The sequence below is a fragment of the Amycolatopsis circi genome, from assembly GCF_003385235.1.
In the GTDB taxonomy this organism is placed as follows: Bacteria; Actinomycetota; Actinomycetes; order Mycobacteriales; family Pseudonocardiaceae; genus Amycolatopsis; species Amycolatopsis circi.
In genome coordinates this window covers 76,975-96,735 of record NZ_PQIA01000004.1, presented here as the reverse complement: position 1 = coordinate 96,735, position 19,761 = coordinate 76,975, and the positions used below count along the sequence as shown (strand labels likewise).

General features: G+C 69.4%; 17 protein-coding genes. 10 read left to right on the top strand and 7 right to left on the bottom strand.

The features are described from left to right. Nucleotides 1-57: 57 nt before the first annotated feature. A complete protein-coding gene (locus D0D37_RS01910) occupies nt 58-1,272 on the top strand; it encodes a cytochrome P450 (protein WP_116198741.1) in 1,215 nt (404 codons plus the stop codon). 110 nt (nt 1,273-1,382) lie between these two features. Here the strand turns inward: D0D37_RS01910 and D0D37_RS01905 are convergent, their stop codons facing one another. After that, entirely contained in the window at nt 1,383-2,588 is a 1,206-nt protein-coding gene (locus D0D37_RS01905; protein WP_116198740.1) for a metal-dependent hydrolase family protein, read from the bottom strand. Continuing rightward, nucleotides 2,585-4,078, bottom strand: a complete 1,494-nt coding sequence (locus D0D37_RS01900; protein ID WP_116198739.1) for a peptide MFS transporter — start codon at nt 4,076-4,078, stop codon at nt 2,585-2,587. Before D0D37_RS01900 ends, D0D37_RS01905 begins: the two co-directional genes overlap by 4 nt. A 179-nt stretch (nt 4,079-4,257) precedes the next feature. On the opposite strand from D0D37_RS01900, the gene D0D37_RS01895 reads away from it, so the two are divergent. Further along, the gene (locus D0D37_RS01895) at nt 4,258-5,196 is read left to right on the top strand and encodes an Lrp/AsnC family transcriptional regulator (RefSeq protein WP_116198738.1); all 939 of its coding nucleotides are present in this window, start codon (nt 4,258-4,260) and stop codon (nt 5,194-5,196) included. 43 nt (nt 5,197-5,239) lie between these two features. On the opposite strand, the gene D0D37_RS01890 is transcribed toward D0D37_RS01895, so the two are convergent. After that, entirely contained in the window at nt 5,240-6,712 is a 1,473-nt protein-coding gene (locus D0D37_RS01890) for an amidase (protein ID WP_116198761.1), read from the bottom strand. A gap of 96 nt (nt 6,713-6,808) precedes the next feature. Beyond that, nucleotides 6,809-7,486: a GntR family transcriptional regulator gene (locus tag D0D37_RS01885; protein WP_116198737.1), complete on the bottom strand. Its 678-nt coding sequence runs from the start codon at nt 7,484-7,486 to the stop codon at nt 6,809-6,811. Nucleotides 7,487-7,716: 230 nt separating this feature from the next. On the opposite strand from D0D37_RS01885, the gene D0D37_RS01880 reads away from it, so the two are divergent. Genes D0D37_RS01880 through D0D37_RS01850 form a run of 7 tightly spaced genes read left to right on the top strand, consistent with a single transcriptional unit; the run spans nt 7,717 to nt 14,729 of the window. Further along, on the top strand, nt 7,717-8,886 hold the full coding sequence (locus D0D37_RS01880; RefSeq protein ID WP_116198736.1) for an acyl-CoA dehydrogenase family protein: 1,170 nt from the start codon (nt 7,717-7,719) through the stop codon (nt 8,884-8,886). Continuing rightward, on the top strand, nt 8,883-9,713 hold the full coding sequence (locus tag D0D37_RS01875; RefSeq protein ID WP_116198735.1) for an HpcH/HpaI aldolase/citrate lyase family protein: 831 nt from the start codon (nt 8,883-8,885) through the stop codon (nt 9,711-9,713). The genes D0D37_RS01880 and D0D37_RS01875 overlap by 4 nt, the downstream gene beginning before the upstream one ends. Next, nucleotides 9,710-10,858: an acyl-CoA dehydrogenase family protein gene (locus D0D37_RS01870; protein ID WP_116198734.1), complete on the top strand. Its 1,149-nt coding sequence runs from the start codon at nt 9,710-9,712 to the stop codon at nt 10,856-10,858. The genes D0D37_RS01875 and D0D37_RS01870 overlap by 4 nt, the downstream gene beginning before the upstream one ends. Before the next feature lie 9 nt (nt 10,859-10,867). Further along, on the top strand, nt 10,868-11,467 hold the full coding sequence (locus D0D37_RS01865; RefSeq protein WP_244223341.1) for an SDR family oxidoreductase: 600 nt from the start codon (nt 10,868-10,870) through the stop codon (nt 11,465-11,467). Further along, nucleotides 11,464-12,339 carry an HTD2 family dehydratase gene (locus tag D0D37_RS01860; RefSeq protein WP_116198733.1) on the top strand — a complete coding sequence of 292 codons (876 nt, stop codon included), beginning with the start codon at nt 11,464-11,466 and terminating at the stop codon, nt 12,337-12,339. Before D0D37_RS01865 ends, D0D37_RS01860 begins: the two co-directional genes overlap by 4 nt. Further along, complete coding sequence (locus D0D37_RS01855) at nt 12,332-13,546, top strand: acetyl-CoA C-acetyltransferase (RefSeq protein WP_116198732.1); 1,215 nt, start codon at nt 12,332-12,334, stop codon at nt 13,544-13,546. Before D0D37_RS01860 ends, D0D37_RS01855 begins: the two co-directional genes overlap by 8 nt. Nucleotides 13,547-13,580: 34 nt before the next feature. Continuing rightward, on the top strand, nt 13,581-14,729 hold the full coding sequence (locus D0D37_RS01850; RefSeq protein ID WP_116198731.1) for a CoA transferase: 1,149 nt from the start codon (nt 13,581-13,583) through the stop codon (nt 14,727-14,729). Nucleotides 14,730-15,003: 274 nt separating this feature from the next. On the opposite strand, the gene D0D37_RS01845 is transcribed toward D0D37_RS01850, so the two are convergent. The 3 genes from D0D37_RS01845 to D0D37_RS01835 are packed head-to-tail and all read right to left on the bottom strand — an operon-like array spanning nt 15,004 to nt 18,206. Continuing rightward, nucleotides 15,004-15,603 (bottom strand): TetR/AcrR family transcriptional regulator, encoded by a 600-nt coding sequence (locus D0D37_RS01845; protein WP_116198730.1) that lies wholly within the window; start codon nt 15,601-15,603, stop codon nt 15,004-15,006. 30 nt (nt 15,604-15,633) lie between these two features. Next, nucleotides 15,634-16,752 carry a hypothetical protein gene (locus D0D37_RS01840; RefSeq protein WP_116198729.1) on the bottom strand — a complete coding sequence of 373 codons (1,119 nt, stop codon included), beginning with the start codon at nt 16,750-16,752 and terminating at the stop codon, nt 15,634-15,636. Next, nucleotides 16,749-18,206 (bottom strand): FAD-dependent oxidoreductase, encoded by a 1,458-nt coding sequence (locus D0D37_RS01835; RefSeq protein ID WP_116198728.1) that lies wholly within the window; start codon nt 18,204-18,206, stop codon nt 16,749-16,751. The genes D0D37_RS01840 and D0D37_RS01835 overlap by 4 nt, the downstream gene beginning before the upstream one ends. Before the next feature lie 397 nt (nt 18,207-18,603). Here D0D37_RS01835 and D0D37_RS01830 point away from each other — a divergent pair, with 397 nt between their 5' ends. Beyond that, nucleotides 18,604-19,758, top strand: a complete 1,155-nt coding sequence (locus D0D37_RS01830; protein WP_116198727.1) for a permease — start codon at nt 18,604-18,606, stop codon at nt 19,756-19,758. Nucleotides 19,759-19,761 lie beyond the last annotated feature (3 nt).

The window sequence follows — 19,761 nt, the reverse complement described above, 5'->3', positions numbered from 1 at the left end:
GGTGTCTGGCCTCTCGGAGATCGTGGTGACATCAAGCCACCACGAGAGGATTTCCCGATGAGCCAGCAGCTTTCCCCGGTCCACGGCCTGCCGATGGACCGCGACGACGGCCCGTTCGACCCGCCGGCCGCGATCACCGCGTTGCGTGAAACCCGTCCCGTCAGCCCGATGCTCTTCCCGGACGGCCACGAGGGCTGGCTGATCACCGGCTACGACGCGGTCCGCCAGGTGATGTCCGACGCGCGGTTCAGCAACCGCCTGGACCTCGGCGTGGTCCACGTGCCGTACGAGACGCCGGGCATGCCGGTCGCCACCGAACCGTCGCCGCAGATCCCCGGCCTGTTCATCAGCATGGACACTCCCGACCACACCCGGCTGCGGCGCAAGCTCACCGGCGCGTTCACCGTCAAGCGGATGAAGCAGCTCGAAGACGGCATCATCGCGATCACCGAACAGCAACTGGACGCGGTCGCGCAGCTGGCGCCGCCGGTGGACCTCGTGCGGGAGTTCGCGCTGCCGGTGCCGTCGCTGGTGATCTGCGAACTGCTCGGCGTTCCCTACGCCGACCGCGAGACCTTCCAGGCGAACTCGTCGAAGTTCATGGAGCGGGACGTGAACCTCGAAGACAAGATGGCCGCGTTCGGCGCGATGATGGGCTACCTCGGACAGCTGTGCACGGACAAGCGCGCCGAGCCTGGTGAGGACATCCTCTCCGATCTGGCCCGCGACGAGGACCTCAGTGTCGAAGAGCTGACCGGGATGGCGTTCCTGCTGTTGCTGGCCGGTCATGAGACCACTGCGAACATGCTGTCGCTGGGAGCCTTCGCGTTGCTCGAGAACCCGGCGCAGCTGGCTGAACTGCGTGCCGATCCGACGCTGTTCTCCAACGCGGTGGAAGAGCTGATGCGCTATCTGTCGGTGGCGGACATCTTCTACCGCTATGCGACGGAGGATGTCGAGCTTAGCGGCGAGACGATTCCGGCTGGTTCGACTGTGGTTGTGTCGCTGCTTGCTGCCAACCGCGACCCGGGCCGTTTCGAGAATCCCGATACGCTTGACGTGCACCGGAAGGTTCGGGGGCAGGTGGCTTTCGGGCATGGCATCCACCAGTGTCTGGGACAGCAGCTGGCCCGCATCGAGATGCGGGCCGGGTTCGAGGGGTTGCTGCGCCGCTTCCCGGACCTGCGGCTCGCGGTTCCGGCGGGCGAGGTGCCGTTGCGGACCAACATGAACATTTACGGGGTGCACGAGCTTCCGGTCACCTGGTCCTGAGCGTTCACTGTCCACTTAGGAGCGCCGCGGCCGGCCGCCCGGTCCCGCGGCGGCCTCCTCGCGGCGAGGCCGGACGCGAGCGCTCGCGACCGGGTGGCGGAGCAGCCGGGTCACCCGCGGTCGGCCGTGTGCACCAGCCGCCCGTCCTGGTACACGGCGAGGATCCGCTTGCCCAGATCCCGCACGTCGAGAGGATCGCCGTCGACGACGACAAGATCGGCGCGCTTGCCGGGAGTCAGCGAGCCCAGCGCGGAGCCGAGTCCCATCAGGTTCGCCGCCGAGAGCGTCGCGGCGTGCAAGGCGTCGGCCGGCCGCATGCCCTGCTCGACCAGGAGTTCCAGCTCCAGCAGGTTCTCCCCGTGCGGATACAGCGGCGCGTCGGTGCCCATCGCGATCGGCACGCCGGCCTCGACCGCGCGCCGGACGCTGCCCTCGGTGCGTTCCTTGATCTTTTCGACGATGTGGTCGGGATAGCCGGCCCCGGCTTCGACCGCCTGCCGCAGACCGACGCCGGCGCTGAGGGTCGGGACCAGCCAGGTGCCGCGCGCGGCCATCGTCTCGAGCGTCTCGTCGTCCAGGAAATGACCGTGCTCGATCGAGCGGACCCCGTTGCGGACGGCCGCTTTCGCGCCTTCGCCGTGGGCATGGGCCATGACGTGCAGCCCCGCCGCCGCGGCCTCGGTCACCATCATGGCGATCTCGTCGTCCCGGAAGTGCGCGATCCGCGGCCCGGCCCCGCCGGACACGACGCCGCCGCTGGTGGCGGCCTTGATGACGTCGGCGCCCGCGCGGACCAGCTCCCGGACCTTGCGGCGGATCTCCTCCGGGCCGTCCACCACCACGGGCGGGCGGCCCGGATGCGGCGGCAGCAGGTCGACCGCGCAGGTCGAGGGCCACCACGGGTCGCCGTGCCCGCCCGTCTGGCTCAGCATGTTCAGCGAGATCTGCATGCGAGGCCCGGGGATCAGGCCGCGCTCCTGCGCCACGCGCATCCCGAGGTCCGCGCCCGCGGCGTCCCGGACGGTGGTGACGCCCGCGGCCAGCGTTCGCGCCATGTTCCGCGCGCCCTCGTAGAACTGGAGCGAAAACGGCTGTTGCACGCTCTCGAAGAGATCCGAACTCGTCATCGTGAGGTGCACGTGGCAGTCGATCAGGCCGGGCAGCACTCCCCTGCCGGTGCAGTCGACTTCCTCGTCGCCGTCGAGGCCGGTCCCGACGTCGACGATCCGGCCGTCTTCCACCGCCACGTCCGCCGAATCCGCGGACCGGGACACCGCGTCGAACAGGGTTCCGCCGCGGAAAACGACGCGCTTCACCGGCCCACCGCCGCCTGATCGCGGTCCATTGTGGACTCCCTTCTCGTTGCTTGCCTTCGGATGAGCGGAGCCAGTGCGAACAGAAGCAACGCCAGCACGATCGCGCCGGCGCCGAGCGCGCCGAAGTAGCCTGCCGCCGAACGGGCGTCGTAGAACTTCACGAGCTGGGCGCCGATGCCCTGCCCGGCCGCGTTCGACGACAGCCACAGCCCCATCGTCTGCGTCGCGAACGCCGCGGGCGCCAGCCTCGTCGTCGCGGACAGCCCGATCGGCGAGAGGCACATCTCGCCGACGGTGACCACGGCGAGGCTCCCGGCCAGCCACAGCGGGTTGGTCTGCCCGGGATGCGCCGCGGGCACCACCATCACCAGGTACGACAGGCCGGCGATCGCCAGTCCCGCGGCGAATTTGTGCGCGGTCGACGGCGAACGGGGCGAGCGGTCCAGCCGCAGCCACAGCAGCGCGAACAACGGAGTCAGCACGATCAGGACCAGCGAGCCGACCGACTGGAACCACGACGCCGGGATCGCGAAACCGAACGCGTCGAGGTCGGTGCTTTCGCCCGCGTACTGCGCGATCACCGTCGCGCCCTGCTCCTGGATGCACCAGAACGCGACCGCCGCGATGAACATGGGAATGTAGGCGCGCACCCGGGCGCGCTCGGCCGCGGTAGTGCGCGCGCTGCGCAGCATGACCGTGAAGTAGCCGACGGGAATCGCGATCGACAGCACGCTGATGACGTCCACGACCCCGTCGGCATCGAGGACTCCGGTGCCTGCCGTCACCGCGATCACCGCGGCCAGCAGGGCGATTCCGGCGACGGCCGCGACGAGCCGCGGTCGCGAGAGCTCGGCCAGCCGCAACGGGTTCTTCGGCCGGTTGCTCACCGGGCTGAGGCGCCGCTGCGTCCGCAGGTAGACCAGAAGGCCGAAGGCCATGCCGACCGCGGCGATCCCGAAACCGGCGTGGTAGTCGTAATCCTGGCCGACAGTGCCGACGACCAGCGGGGCGGCGACCGCGCCGACGCTGATGCCCATGTAGTAGATGCTGAAGCCGGAGTCGCGCCGCGGATCGTCGGCCGCGTAGAGATCGCCGACCGACGAGGAGATCGCCGGTTTCAGCAGTCCCGTTCCGACGGCGATGAAGACCATCGAAGCGAACAGCGCGCCGGCGCCCGCCGGGAGGGCCAGGCAAATGTGCCCGCACATGATCAGGAACCCGCCGACGAGAGTGGTCCTGCGGTCGCCGAGCAGCCGGTCGCTGATCCAGCCGCCCAGGATCGCCGCCAGGTAAATGGCCGAACCGTAGACCGCGATCAGCGGCTTCGCGCTTTCGGGCCGGAGGCCGAGGCCGCCGTCGGACAGCCGGTCGGTCATGTAGTAGAGCAGCAGCGCGCGCATGCCGTAGTAGGAAAACCGCTCCCACGCCTCGGCGAAGAACAACCCCACCAGGCCGCGGGGCTGACCGAAGAACGCCCGTTCCTTCCCCATGCCCACCGCACCTTCCGCGTCGACCGCAGCTCCGATGGGAGCAGACGGTACATCTGCCTGATGCCGGGATCAAGAGACGATTCGGCTGGCATGTGCGCTTTCTCTCGACGCTTCATCTGTCGACATGCCTTTGGCTCGGCAGATTCGCCGATCGAGACGAGATCGGCTAGGTTCTTCCCGTGCAAGGGAACACCGACGACGTGGACGACCTGCTGATCCGTGCGCTGCAGGAGGACGGGCGCGCGTCGTTCGAGACGCTGGCCCGGCTGGTCGGGCTCGCCCGCTCCACCACCAAGGCGCGGGTGCGACGGCTGATCGAGGAGGGCGGGCTCCGGCTGGTCGGCGCGATCCATCCGGCGGTGTTCGGACTGAACCAGCTCGGGCACGTGATCGTCGAGACCGAGGGCGCCGCCCGCCCGGTCGCCGAGCGGATCGCGGCGCTGGGCGAAACCTCGTTCGTCACCACGACCGCGGGCCGGTTCGCGGTGACGGCCGAACTGCGGGCCGCCGACCTGGAGTCCTTCGCGACGGGGCTGGCCCGGGTGCAGGCTGTCCCCGGCGTCCGGGCGGTGCAGGCGATCACGTATCTGCGCGTCTGGAAGGATCCCTACTTTCCGCCGGGCCCGTTGGAAAGCCCGGGACCGCTCGCGGACCTCGAACTGGACGGCGTCGATCACACGCTGCTCGCGCAGTTGCGCGACGACGGGCGCGCGTCGTTCGCCGAACTGGCGAAGGCGACGGGCCTTTCTCCGGGAGCCGCGCGCGCCCGGGTGCTCCGGCTGATCGAATCCGGCGTCGTCCACATCGGCGCGCTGGTACGGCTCAGCCGCTCGACGCGGACCCACACCATCGGTTTCGCGGTGCACGTGACCGGTGATACCGGACCGGTAGCCCGCCGGATCGCCGAGTTCGAGAACATCGACTGTTTCGCGACCGGAGTGGGCTGGTGCAACGGAATCGGCAGCATCCAGGCACAGTCCCTCGACGAGGTGCTGGCCACGCTGGAACGCCTGCGCGAGCTGCCCGGCGTGCGCGCTGTCGAGTCCTGGAGCCACCTGCGGGCAGTCAAGGAAGAGAATGACCGCCCGCTCACCGCCGTCAACGCCGGGCAGAACTGAGCGGGTCGCCTCGCTCAGCAGCCGGTCTATCCACTGTGGATGTTCAGGAAACGTTGCTGGAGCAGCGGATCGGAGCCTGGAAGCCCCCGATCCGCTCCTCCAGCAACTCGGCCAGCTTCAACGGCGTCCGGTCCTCGAACATCGGCCCGATCACCTGCACCCCCACCGGCAGCCCCTCGGCGGACAGGCCCGCTGGCATCGCCGTGGCGGGCAGGCCGGGCATGGTGGCCAGGCCGGCCCAGACGAGCTGGTCGAAGAACGGGTACTCGACGCCGTCGATGTCGAGACGACAGGCCAGCAGGTCGGGGTTGTGGTCGTGCGGGAACGCGGGCGTCGGCGTCACCGGGCACACCACGGCGTCGAACTCGGCGAAGAATTGCCGCCAGCCGTGCCGGTGTAGTTCGCGGCGGTTGTTCACTTCGAGCCAATCGCGGTGGCTGAGCACCATGCCGCGCAGGCGCGACGCGTCGAGGGACTGGTCGTCGGCGCTCAGTCCGGTGGCTCGGGTCTGCAGTTGCTCGTACGCCTCGACGGGGAAACGTGCGACGGAGCCGGAGAACAGGAGTTGCGTGTAGAGGGTCGCGGCTTCGGCCAGGTCGGGCAGCAATGCGCTGTGCCGTTCGACCTGGGCGCCGCCGTCGGCTAGGGCGTCGGCTACCCGGTTGACGCCCGCTCGCACCGCGGATCCGGTCGGGATGAACGGGTGGTCTTCGAGGATCAGGACCCGGAAGTCGCTCAACCGCTCGTGGCGGGCGGGCGGCAGGGCCAGTTCGTGTGCCACGCCGTAGGTCAGCGGGTCCGGACCGGCCATGACGTCCAGCAGGAGCGCCAGGTCGCGGGCGGTGCGTGCCATCGGGCCGACGACGGCGAGGTCCAGGTCGACCGGCAACGCTGGCGAGGGAGGCGCCACCATGCCGCGATTCGCCACCAGGCCGAGGGTCGGCTTGTGCCCGTAGACACCGCAGAAATGCGCGGGGGTGCGCAGCGAACCGCCGATGTCGGAGCCGATGGACAACGCGCCGAAGCCCGCCGCCAGCGCCGCCGACGATCCGCCGGAGGAACCGCCGGGTGTGCGGTCGTGGTTCCACGGGTTGTTGGTGGTGCCGTAGACCGGGTTGGAACTCTGCAAACCTTGCAATCCCAAGGGCACGTTGGTTTTGCCGAGGATTACCGCGCCGGCGGTCTTGAGCCGCGACACCTGTACGGCGTCTTCGGCGGGCAGGAAGTCCCGGTGCTGCGGCATGCCCCAGGTCGTGGGCAGACCGGCGACGTTGTAGCACTCCTTGACTGTCACCGGGATACCCAGCAGCGGCCGGTCCTCGCCGCGGGCGCGCGCTTGGTCGGCCTCGTGCGCGGCGGCGCGGGCACGGTCGAAGTCCGGCACGCAGATCGCGTTGAGCGCCTTGTCTTCCCGTTCGATGCGCTCGATTGCCTCGTCGGTCAGCTCCGCCGACGTCACTTCCCCAGCACGCAAGGCGGCCGCGAGTTCTTCGGCCGAGTGAAAGTTCCGCTCCATGAATTGACCGTAACGACCCTTGAGCGGAGCCATAAAATGTCAATCTGCACAACGGGGCTCAGCGCAGCACCTTGCGATAGTTTCGGCCGGAGCCGGTCAGTGGTCCCAGAATCCTTGCTTCTCCAGCAAAGCCACCGCCCGCTCGCCCGCGTCGGCGAGGTGTTTCTCGACCAGCGTGCGCGACCGGGCGGCCGAGCGCGCGGACAGCGCGTCCAGGATCAGCCGGTGGTCGTGCCGCGCCTTGTCCGGCCAGTCCTCGTGCGCCTCGTAGAACCCGTGCGACACGGTCTTGGCCAGGATGCCCAGGAGCGAGATCAGGCGACGCGAGTCGGCGGCGTAGTTGATCCGGCGGTGGAACTCGTAGTTCAGCCGTTCCTGTTCGGCACGGTCCACTGCGGACTCCATCCGGTCCGCCAGGTCGTGCAGTGCCTGCAGGCTTTCCGGGGACAGGTTCTTCGCCGCGCGCTCCGCGGCCAGACCGGACACGACGCCGAACACGCGGTAGTGGTCCCGGATGTCGTCGCGCGACATCCGGGCGACGAACGCGCCCCGGCGGGCGATGTGCTCCACGACGCCCTCGTGGTCCAGCGTGATCAGCGCTTCGCGGACGGGCAGTTTGCTGATGCCGAGTTCGTCGGCGAGCGCTTCCTGGTCGATCTTCGCCCCGGCGCGCAGCTGTCCGGAGAACACCCGTCGCCGGATTTCCTGGGCGGCCAGCGCTTTGAGGTTCGCCGGGCCGGTGCGGCGCGGTCCGGTGCTCGCGGTTCCGGGCATCGCCACGTCCTTCTCCCATCCCTGCCTCGGCGGCTGTATCGGATGAAGTATTACACGGCTGGGGCACAGGCGGGTGGCCGCTCCGTCTCTGCAACGGGTGCCACGTTGTCACCAAAAGACGCGGTCCACCTGCATGTTCTCCCCTTCCAGCATCCGCGAGACAGTGTGAGCCATTCGATGATTTCTGATAAAGTATTTCTCGGCGGAGTCGCCTGGGTCATAGTGGGGGCATGGCAGCAGCGGTTACTCCCGAGGACTTCCGGCCGATTCTGGAGCTGGTGCGCGACTTCGTCCGGGCGAAGGTCGTTCCGCGCGAGCAGGAGATCATGGACGGCAACGCCATCCCCGGCGATCTGCGCAGGCAGGCCGCGGAGATGGGGCTGTTCGGCTACGCGATCCCCCAGGAATGGGGCGGGCTCGGGCTCGACCTGACTCAGGACGTCGAGCTGGCGATGGAGTTCGGCTACACGTCGCTGGCGCTGCGGTCGATGTTCGGCACCAACAACGGCATCGCCGGACAGGTGCTGGTCGGCTTCGGCACCGACGAGCAGAAGAGCGAGTGGCTGGAGCGCATCGCCTCGGGCGAGGTGGTCGCGTCGTTCGCGCTGACCGAGCCCGGTGCCGGGTCCAATCCCGCCGGGCTGCGCACCAAGGCCGTGCGCGACGGGGACGACTGGGTGATCGACGGGCAGAAACGCTTCATCACCAACGCGCCGATCGCGGATCTGTTCGTCGTGTTCGCCCGCACCCGGCCCGCGGACGACTCCGGGCCTGGCATCGCGGTCTTCCTCGTGCCCGCGGACACGCCGGGGCTGGAGGTCGGGCCCAAGGACAAGAAGATGGGCCAGGAAGGCGCCTGGACCGCGGACGTCACCTTCAGCGATGTCCGGGTCCCCGCGTCCGCGCTGGTGGGCGGAAACGAGGACGACGGGTACCGGGCGGCGATGACGTCGTTGGCTCGCGGGCGGGTGCACATCGCCGCGCTGGCCGTCGGTTCCGCACAGCGTGCGCTGGACGAGTCCGTCGCCTACGCCGCTTCGGCGACGCAAGGCGGTCAGGCGATCGGCGATTTCCAGTTGGTGCAAGCGATGCTGGCTGATCAGCAGACCGGCGTGCTGGCGGGACGCGCGCTGGTGCGCGAGACCGCAGCGCGCTACGTGTCCGGTGAAGACCGGCGGATCGGGCCGTCCGCGGCGAAGCTGTACTGCACGGAGATGGCGGGCAAGGTCGCCGACCTCGCGGTGCAGATCCACGGCGGCACCGGATACATGCGAGACGTGCCGGTCGAGCGGATCTACCGCGACATCCGGCTGCTGCGGCTCTACGAGGGCACCAGCGAAATCCAACGTCTCATCATCGGCGGCGGTCTCGTCCGCCAGGCGAAGAAGGCGCAGAAGTGACCAGCCGCGCGGCGACGCGGGCCCGGGAAGCGGCGACCCTCCTGTTCGTCCCGGGCGACCGGCCGGAGCGCTTCGGCAAAGCGGTGGCCTCGGGGGCGAGCCTGGTCGTGCTCGATCTAGAGGATGCAGTCGCGCCGGACCGCAAGGTGTACGCGCGGGAACAGATCGTCGCGTGGCTTGAGGAGAACCCCGAGTGCGCGGTGCGTGTGAACGCCGCCGGCACCGAGTGGCACGACGAAGACCTCGCCGCGCTCAGGCGGCGCCGGTGCACCGTAATGCTGCCGAAGGCCGAACCGGCGACAACGCGTGCCGCGGCCGAACAACTTGGTGTGCTGCCGGTCGTGATCGCGCTGGTCGAAACCGCGCGCGGCGTACTGGACGCGCGGGAGACCGCGACAGTCCCGAACGTGCAGCGTCTCGCGTTCGGCAGCTTCGATCTGGCCGCGGAACTGGGTGCTGATCCGGCTGATCGGGACGCGTTCGTCGCCGCTCGGGGCGCGCTCGTGCTCGCCTCCGCCGCGGCCGGTCTGCCCGGGCCGGTCGACGGCGTCACCGCGGACCTGGACAACGAGCTTCACCTCACCGACGAAGTCCACTACGCGCGGCGGCTCGGCTTCACCGGGAAGCTGTGCGTGCACCCAAAACAGGTCCCCGTCGCCGCCGCGGCACTGCGGCCTGCGCGCGAGGAAGTCCGCTGGGCGCAGTCGATCCTCGACGCCGCCGGAGCGGGAGGCGCGGTCGCAGTGGGCGGACAGATGGTCGACAAGCCGGTGCTGGAACGCGCCCACCGCGTCCTCCGGCAGGCACGGGAAGGGAACGGGCGATGACGCTCACCGACGACGAACAGCAGATGGTCGCCCTGGTCGCGGAGTTCGTGGACGAACGGGTCCGGCCGCGGGTCCGCGAATTCGAAGCCGACGACGTCTACCCGGCCGAGTTCATCGACGAGATGAAGAACCTCGGCTTTTTCGGACTGCTCGCCCCGGCCGAATACGGCGGCGTCGACGTCAGCACCGCCTGTTTTGCCCGCGTCACCGAAGAGCTTGCGCGCGGGTGGATGAGCCTGGCCGGAGCGATCGGCGGCCACTCGGTCATCACGTACCTGATCAAGACGTTCGGAACCCCTGAGCAGCGCGAGAAGTACCTGCCCGCGATGGCGGATGGGCGTATCCGCGCGACGATGGCGTTGACCGAGCCCGGCGGCGGCAGCGACCTCCAGGCCATGCGCACCCAGGCTGTGCCGGGCGACGACGGTTACACGATCACCGGCTCGAAGACCTGGATCTCCAACGCTGCGCACTCCGGTTTGATCGGTCTGCTGTGCATCACCGACCGAGACGCTTCCCCCGCCCATCGCGGTATGAGCGTCCTCCTGGTGGAACCCGGTGACGGGCTCACCATCTCCAAGAAACTGCCGAAGCTCGGCTACCGCGGCGTCGAAGCCTGCGAACTCGTTTTCGACGGCCAGAAGGTGCCTGCCGACGCCGTCCTTGGCGGCACGCGTAATCAGGGCTGGTCGCACATGATGCGCGGACTGGAAGTCGGCCGGATCCAGGTGGCCTCGCGTGCGCTGGGCGTCGGCCAGGCCGCGTTGAACGACGCCATTCGCTATGCCCAGGAGCGCGAGTCCTTCGGCAAGCCGATCTGGAAGCACCAGTCCGTCGGGAACCTGCTCGCCGACATGGCCACCAAGATGCGCGCGGCCCGGCTGCTCACTTTGGACGCCGCGGAGAAGCTCGACGCGGGCGAACGCGCCGACATGGAGGCTGGGATGGCGAAGCTGTTCGCGTCCGAGACCGCGATGCAGGTCGCGCTCGACGCGATCCGCGTTCACGGCGGCTACGGCTATTCCAAGGAGTACGACGTCGAACGCTACTTCCGTGACGCGCCGCTGATGATCGTCGGCGAAGGGACTAACGAAATCCAGCGCAACGTCATCGCCGCGCAGGTCATCGCCCGCAACAAGATCTGAGGGAGCGTCATGACTTTGCGCAACGGCCGCGCTGCTGTCGGGGTCGCCTGTGACGTCACCAAGGCGACCGATGTGGACGCTCTGCTGGCCGCAGCCCCTTCCCCGGTCGACGTGTTCGTCAACAACGGCGGAATCACCCGCGACGCGACGATGCGGACCATGACCGAGGACGAGTTCGACCAGGTCGTCGACGTGCACCTCAAGGGAACCTGGAACGGCACCCGCAAGGCCGCCGCGATCATGCGCGAACGCGAGAGCGGCGCGATCGTCAACCTGTCGTCGCTGTCGGGCAAGGTCGGGATGGTCGGGCAGGCGAACTACTCCGCGGCCAAGGCCGGAATCGTCGGACTCACCAAAGCCGAGGCGAAGGAGATGGCGCACCACGGCGTCCGGGTCAACGCGGTCAACGCGATCCAGCCGGGTCTGATCCGGACCGCGATGACCGAGGCCAGGCCGCAAAAAGCGTGGGACCGGAAGATGGCCGAAATCCCGATGGGACGGGCAGGCGAGGTCGGCGAAATCGCTTCGGTGGCACTGTTCCTCGCCTCCGGCCTGTCGTCGTACATGACCGGCACGGTGCTCGAGGTGACCGGCGGACGGTTCAGGTGACCGGCTGGGAACCGCACGCCGTCACGACCGCGGAGCTGGTGGATCCGGCCCCGGTCGCGGCGCTGACCGCGCTCTTCGACAACGGACTCCCTCTGCCTCGACCGGGTGACGACCTGCCGCCGCTGTGGCACTGGGTCGCGCTCCCCCGCTGGCCGTCCTCCTCCGAACTCGGCCCCGACGGCCACCCGGCGCGCGGCACCTTCCTCCCGCCGATCGACCTGCCGAGACGGATGTTCGCTGGCGGAGAGGTGATCGTGCACCGGGCGCCGAAGATCGGCGAGACGGTGACGCGGCGGTCCATAGTGGACTCGGTGACGGAGAAATCCGGCCGCTCCGGGCAGCTGGTGATCGTCGTGGTGCGGACTGTTCTGTCCGGTGTGGACGGTCCGCCGCTTGTCGAGGAGCGGCAGGACCTCATCTACCGCGAAGCGGGCACGACCCCGTCCGAGCCAGTACCGGTGGAACGCGCGGAACTGACGGGCACCCTGTTCCGCCGCCGTGAAGACGGCTGGGACTTCGCCACCGACCCCACCCTGCTGATGCGGTTCTCCGCCGCCACCGCGAACCCGCACCGCATCCACTACGACTGGCCGTACGCGACCAGCGTCGAGGGCTACCCCGGTCTGGTCGTGCATGGGCCATTGATGTCGCTCGCGCTCGCCGAAGTGTTGCGTTTGGACTCCCCCGGCGCGCGAGTGACCCGGCTGACGCACCGCAACTTGGCCCCGCTGTTCTGCGGGCAGCCCGCACACCTGCGCACCGAGCCGCGTCCCGGCGGCGCGACCCTGACCCTCACCGGGGCCGCCGGACCGCGCACCAGCCTCGAAGCCGACTACAGCGACCCCTCTGAGGAAGGCACTCCCCATGCGTGACGCCGTTATCTGCGAACCTGTCCGGACTCCGATCGGCCGGTTCGGCGGTTCGCTCAAGAGCATGCCCGCCGCCGACCTCGGCACCATCGCGCTCAAGGGCTTGCTGGAGCGCACCGGCCTGCCCGCCGACGCGATCGACGACGTCATCCTCGGCCACTGCTACCCCACTTCCGAAGCCCCGGCGATCGGCCGCGTCGTCGCCCTCGACGCCGGACTGCCGGTCACCGTCCCGGGCATGCAGGTCGACCGCCGCTGTGGCTCCGGGCTGCAGTCGGTGCTGCTGGCCGCGCTCCAGGTGCAGGCAGGTGCGAGCGACCTGATCGTCGCGGGCGGCGCGGAAAGCATGTCCAACGCCGTCTTCTATGCCAACGACATGCGCTGGGGCGCCACCGGTGCGGGCGTGATGCTGCACGATTCGCTCACCCGCGGCCGTCAAACCCCCGGCGGCAAGCACTATCCGGTGCCCGGCGGAATGCTCGAAACCGCCGAAAACCTCCGCCGCCAATACAGGATCACCCGCGAAGAACAAGACCAACTCGCCGCCGAGTCACACCGCCGGGCGGTCGCCGCACAGGAATCCGGGGTGTTCGCCGAGGAGATCGTCCCGGTGCCGGTCGAGACGCGGAAGGGCACCGTCGTCGTGGACACCGACGAGCATCCGCGGCCGGACACGACCGTCGAGACTCTCGCCAAGCTGCGACCGGTGCTGGGCAAGCAAGACCCCGAAGCAACCGTCACCGCAGGCAACGCGAGCGGCCAGAACGACGCCGCTGCGGTGTGCATCGTGACCACCCGCGAACGCGCCGCCGAGCTGGGCCTGCGCCCGCTCGTTCGGCTGGTGTCGCACGGTGTGGCCGGGGTCGAGCCCAAGGTGATGGGCATCGGGCCGGTGCCCGCTTCGGCGCTCGCGCTGGAACGCGCCGGGTTGAAGATCTCCGACATCGACCTGATCGAACTCAACGAGGCGTTCGCCGCGCAGGCACTGGCCTGCACCCGCGAATGGGGCTTCGGCGAGTCCGATTTCGACCGGCTCAACGTGCACGGCTCCGGGATCTCGCTCGGTCACCCGGTCGGCGCGACCGGCACTCGCATTCTCACGACGATGGCGCGGGAAATGCAGCGCCGCGAAGCCCGGTACGGGCTGGAGACGATGTGCATCGGCGGCGGGCAGGGGCTGGCCGCGGTGTTCGAGCGGGTGTCGGAGTGATTGACCGTAACGACTTCTCCCCGGTGCACGGCGTATGAACCCCGCGCTGCTGGCCGGACTGCGAGTCGTCGAGCTGTCCGCCTATGTCGCGACGCCGCTGTGCGGGCTCACCCTCGCCCAACTCGGCGCGGACGTCGTGCGAGTCGAGCCGCTCGGCGGCGCCGCCGACCGCACGCGCTGGCCGCTTTCCCACTCCGGGACCAGCCTCTACTGGTCGGGGCTGAACAAGGGAAAGCGGGCTGTCGCAGTCGACCTGGAGTCCGAAGTAGACCGCCGCCGAGTCGCCGACCTGATCGTCGACGGCGGCCCGTGCGTGGTCGTGACGAACAGTTCACGGCACGCCGACCTCGGATACGAAGCACTGCGCGCCCGCCGCCCGGACCTCATCCACGTCCTGCTGACCGGTCGAGCAGACGGCGGCCCGGCAGTCGACTACACCGTGCAGGCGGCGACCGGCTTCCCCCTGCTGACCGGGACGGGTTCCGCGCCGGTCAACCACGTGCTGCCCGCGTGGGACGTCTGCGCCGGGCTGTACCTGGCGGTGGGTCTGCTGGCCGCCGAACGGCACCGGCAGGCCACCGGAGAGGGCCGGTCGATCCGGGTCGCGCTGGAGGACGTCGCGCTCGCTACTGCCGGGAACCTGGGCTATCTCGCCGAAGCACAGCTGACCGACCATGCTCGGACGAAGTCCGGCAACGCGATCTACGGTACTTACGGCGATGATTTCGAGACTGCCGACGGTGTCCGGGTGATGATCGTGCTGCTCACCGAACGGCACTGGGACAAAATGCTCGCCGCGACCGGGCTCTCCGACGCCTTCGCCGGGCTGAGCGAGGCGCTGGGGATCTCGTTTGCCACCGAGTCCGACCGGTACCGGCACCGAGACGTGATTTCGCCGCTGCTGGCGCGGTGGTTCGGGCAGAGGCCGTACGCGGAGGTGGCGGAAGTGCTTGCCCGGCACCGGATTCTGTGGGAACGATACCGCAGCTTCGCCGAACTCGGCCGCGACGGCGGAACCGCACTGCGCGAGCTGGCGCTGTTCGGGGAAGTCGACCAGCCCGGCGCGGGACGGCATTGGGCGCCGAAATCACCGATCCAGGTGGACGGCGACCGGCTCGCTCCGCGGCCCGCGCCGGAGGTCGGGCAGCACAACGACGACGTGCTGCGCGCGACGAAGCCGTAGCCAGCCCCGTGCGAGCGCACCGCTCAGTCCCGGAAGAGGCGTCCGCTGTGCCAAGTACGGGTGGCCCGCAGGTCGCCGGTGACGGTCCCGGAACACCGTAGGCTCCACAGTGGACTCGACCAGCTTCCGCTCGCCGCCGCGGACGACAGGGAGAGCATCGCCTGTTGCGCTGGCCGTTGTTCCGGTTGCCGGGGGCGGCCCGGCGGCCGGAATCGCCTCGAGCGAACTGGCTTGGCTCCCCAGCGGTCCTTTGAGTACCGCCCGGTGCGCCGGGTCACCCGCGCAGCGCCGGGCCGATCCAGCGGCGCACCAGTCCGCGCAGTTCCTCGTCGGTGGCCGGCGGTGTCGAAGGGTACTGCAGGAACGACATGAACAGCCGCATCAGGATCTCGGCCAGTTCGTGGAGTTCGGCCTCGGTGCGCACTCCGGCGGCGGCCCAGTCGACCTCGGCGTCGCGCAGGATCCGCGCCCCGAGGGAGAAGGACGGCGGCGTGGCGGTCCCGGCCGTGAAGAAGTCGGCTTCCCCGGCCTGCAGGAGCAAACCGAGATAGGGCTCGTCAGGCAGGCTTCGGACGGCGAAGACGACGGATTCGACGGCGACCTCGACCGGGCTGTCGAACGCGGCCAGGTGCCGCCGCATCCGTTCGGCGAACTCGTCGGCGCCCGCGTGGGCGACGGCGCGCAGGATTTCGGCCAGGCTGGGAAAGTAGCGGTAGACGGTCTGCCGGGTCACGCCCGCTTCCGCCGCGACGTGGGAGAGACTGGTCTTGGCCAGCCCGGCGCGGTCGATGCACGCGATCGCCGCCTTGACGATCCGGCGGCGCGCCTCGTCCTCGGCCCCGGGCGGGTCGCCCTGCCATCCGTGGTACCCCATGGCGCCCATCGTCCCAGACGAGACCGCCGGTCAACGAGCGACGGGCGCTTCGCGGCGAGTGGCCGCGTGCTGCGCGGCCAGCAGCAAACCGGCGACGGCGAAACAGGCGAGCGCGTACAGTCCGCTCCCGATCGGGGTCCCGGAACTGGTGACGCCGTTTCGGGCCCCGAGATAGGCGGGCAGCGCGCCGATCCAGAACACCGCCATCCCGCACAGGTAGATCCCGGGGTAGTACCGGCCGAACGCCGACAGCGGCTCGTCCGTGCCGCGATCGCCGGAGCGCAGCTGTGCCACGACGATCCACGCCCCGCCGAGCCAGACCAGGGCCAGTTCCGCGCCGAGCACCCAGGCCTGTGCGGCCGGGTCGGGACTGTCCCCGCCGAACAGGCTCGCCGGGAGACCGGCGATCGCCATGGTGAACGGGGTGAGGACACCCGCCGCGACGATGCGCGGAGCCAGCCGCCAGCCCCGGCGCGTTCCGCCGACCCCGGCCGGGCCGCCGGTGAAACGCACCACCAGGTAGGTCATGGCCGCCATCGAGACCGAAGCGAACAGCAGCATGCTGGTCATCGGGACCGAAGCCAGCGAAGGCTGGTTGACGATGCGGTTGGCCGGATTCCAGGCCCACCACTTGAGTTGCGGGCCCAGCTGGTCGAAGACCTCGTAGAAGACCTGGCAGGCGAACGCGACGGCGACCGCCCCGATCAGCGGCCCGCGGCGGCGGAAGATCCCGAGCGACCGCACCAGTTCGTAGGCGAGCTGGCTGATCACCGGGTAGAACGCGACGATGTAGAGCGGCAGCCGGTCCCCCATGAACTGCACGGTGAACTGGTTGTGCGCGAAGATGAATCCGTACAGCCGGTCGAGGCCGAACCATTCGGGGAAGTACAGCGGCGGTTCGGTGACGACGAGATAGACCAGCGAGGCCCACCACAGGGCCAGGCTGACCGGGTCGCCCGCGCGGTAGCGGCGCACGGCGTGCCAGAGCGCGAACACGGCCCCGCCGATGATCAGCGCCTCGAGCAGCGGCATCGTCCAGTTGGCGAGTTCCCAAGGCGGCCGGACCGAGACCACTGGGCTGACGTCGTGGCAGTCGAAGCCGAGCTGCCGGGTGACCGCCTCCGCCTCCGGCCCGCAGACGCCGCTCATCCCGCGGCCGCGGCTGGCGAGTAGTCGGTGGCAGGCGGCTCGGCCTGGGGATCGAAGCCGAAGGGCACCCGGTGCCTGCCGAGCACGGAGCGAACGCAGTAGCGTGCCAGCCCGGCGAGCACACGCGGGTTGCGCATCATGTCGCCCAGCGACTCGTCGAGGTTGAACACCTTGGCGAAATGCTCGTCGACGACGTCTTCCTCCCGGGCGGCGCCGACGATGAGGCTGAACGCCGGGGCGGAAACGGCCGCGAGGAGCCGGCGCTTCCGTTCGGACAGCCGTTCGGTGCCCTCCGCGCACTCGTAACCGCGGTCGCGGGCCATCGCCAGGGTCCACGGCACCTTGAGAAGATCCCGCTGTGCGGCCAGGAATCGCGCGCAGAAGCCCGCGTCGAGGCTGGCGGCGCGAGCGAGATGGTCGCGCAGCAGCAGCGCCGAACCCGACGCGGAACTGATGCCCTGCGCGTAGAACGGATTGAACGCGCAGATCGAGTCGCCGACGAACGCCAGCCCTCGCGGCGGGTTCGCCCAGCGGTCGTAACGCCGCCACCGGTTGCCGGTGGACCGGGTCAGATGCACCTCCGAGGTGGGCGTGCACCGGTCCATCGCGGCGGCGAACAACGGCGTCCGGGTCTTGCGGGCCGACTCGACGAAGGCGTCGGTCGTCCGCGGCATTTCCAGGCCCCAGGAGCCCATGCACGCGATGACCCGGTCGCCCTCGATCGGGAAGAAGTTCACCAGGAACTCGTGTTCCGCGGGGTGCCGGCCGCGGTCCTGGGTCGGCATGAGCACGAGGTGCTGCCACCACCAGGACGCCGGCCGGTGCGCGGGCAGCTCGTACCAGCGCGAGGTGTAGGTGACCTTGGCGTCGAGGGTCCGCACCTCGGGCTCCGGCCAGCCCGCCGCCACCAGCCAGTTCGCGACCGGCGAGCCGCGGCCCATCGCGTCCACGACGAAGTCTGCGTCCAGCTGCTCCTCGTCGCCGGCCCCGGCGATCTCGATCCCGGTGACCGCCCCTGCCCCGGTCGTGGTCAGCCCCCGTACGGTGACGCGCTCCCGGATGTCCACATTGGACAGTTCCCGCACCTTGTCCCGCAGCACGCGCTCGATGAGGATCCGCGAGCTGTAGACCATCGTCATCGCACTGCGTTTGCGCGCCGACCAGCCCTCCCGGTCCAGGTAAGCGGCGTCCATCGACGGCATCAGGTGCAGCCCGCCCGCCGCGACGAGGGCGTCCTCGAAACCGGGGAAGAGCGCGGTGATCGCCCGGCGGCCGGAGTTCAGCAGAAAGTGCGGATGCTTGCTCTGCGGCACGCCGCGCCGATGCTCGGCCTCCTCCGGAAGCTCGTCCCGCTCCAGGACGAGCACCTGATCGAAATACGGGGACAGTGCCCCGGCAGCACACAGCCCCGCAACGCTCCCGCCGAGAACCACAGCGCTCTTGCCGAGCTTCATCCGAACCAGCTCCGCTCGTCATTCATACAAAGTCGAAGATAATGTATGAATGACGAGCGAGGGTGTCAACAGTCACTGTCCGTGACGGTTACCTGAGGCGGGGCAAGGCCATGGCACGGCGGATCCGGGAGGGGAAAGGTTCTGTCGGGTACACCTGCTCGCCGCCGAGGTGTCGTGACCGGCGTGGCCTTGGGGCGGCCCGCGTCGGAGATCGAGCCGATGCCAGGGACTTAAGCCGGGTGACTGTTCTCGTTGGTCCGTGAAGGACTCCTTGCGGGAATCTGATTCCCGCAAGGAGTCCTTCACGGACCACAACCCGCTCCCGCCACCGCGCAGGCTCTGCTGATTCCGGCAACACCCCGCACAATCGGGAGGCCGGAAGGAGGCGGTAGACCGGATGAAGGAGATCGGGCACGCGCTCGCGTTGGCCGGGTCGATGACCTGGGAGATCCTGTGGGCGCTCATTCTGGGGTTCGCGCTGTCCGCCGTGGTGCAGGCGGTGGTGCGCAAGTCCACGATCGTGCGGCTGATGGGCGACGACCGGCCCCGGACGCTCGCGGTGGCTTCCCTGCTGGGCGCCGCGTCGTCGTCGTGTTCCTATGCCGCCGTGGCGCTGGCGCGGTCGCTGTTTCGCAAGGGCGCGAACTTCACCGCGGCGATGGCGTTCGAGATCGGCTCCACCAACCTGGTCGTCGAACTCGGCATCATCATGGCGTTGCTGATGGGCTGGCAGTTCACCGCGGCGGAGTTCGTCGGCGGCCCGATCATGATCGTGCTGGTGGCGCTGCTGTTCCGGATCTTCGCGCGCAAGCGGTTGATCGAGAAGGCACGCGAGCAGTCCGAGCGAGGCCTCGCCGGGTCGATGGAAGGCCATGCCGCCATGGACATGTCGGCGGCCGGCGAGGGTTCGTTCTGGCGGCGGCTGCTCTCGCCGCGCGGGTTCACGTCGGTCTCGCACGTGTTCGTCATGGAATGGGCGGCGATCCTGCGGGACCTGGTGATCGGGCTGCTGATCGCGGGCGCGGTCGGCGCGTGGGTGCCGGAGTCGTTCTGGCGCGCCTTCTTCTTCACCGACCACCCGGTCGTCTCGGCGCTGTGGGGACCGCTCGTCGGGCCGGTCGTGGCGATCCTGTCGTTCGTGTGCTCCATCGGCAACGTCCCGCTGGCCGCGGTGCTGTGGAACGGCGGCATCAGCTTCGGCGGCGTGGTCGCGTTCATCTTCGCCGACCTGCTGATCCTGCCGATCCTCAACATCTACCGCCGCTACTACGGCACCCGCATGACCCTGGTGCTGCTGGGCGCCTTCTACGCCGCGATGGTCGGCGCCGGCTACCTCGTCGAACTCCTCTTCGGCGCCACCGGCCTCATCCCGAAACAGCGCTCGGCGACCGTGCTGAAGGCGGGCATTTCGTGGAACTACACCACCTGGCTCAACATCGCCTTCCTGCTCCTCGCCGCCGTTCTGGTCGTGCGGTTCTTCCGCACCGGCGGCGGCGGGATGCTGCGCATGATGGGCGGCGCACCAGAAGACCCGGCAGGGCACGACGGTTGACGC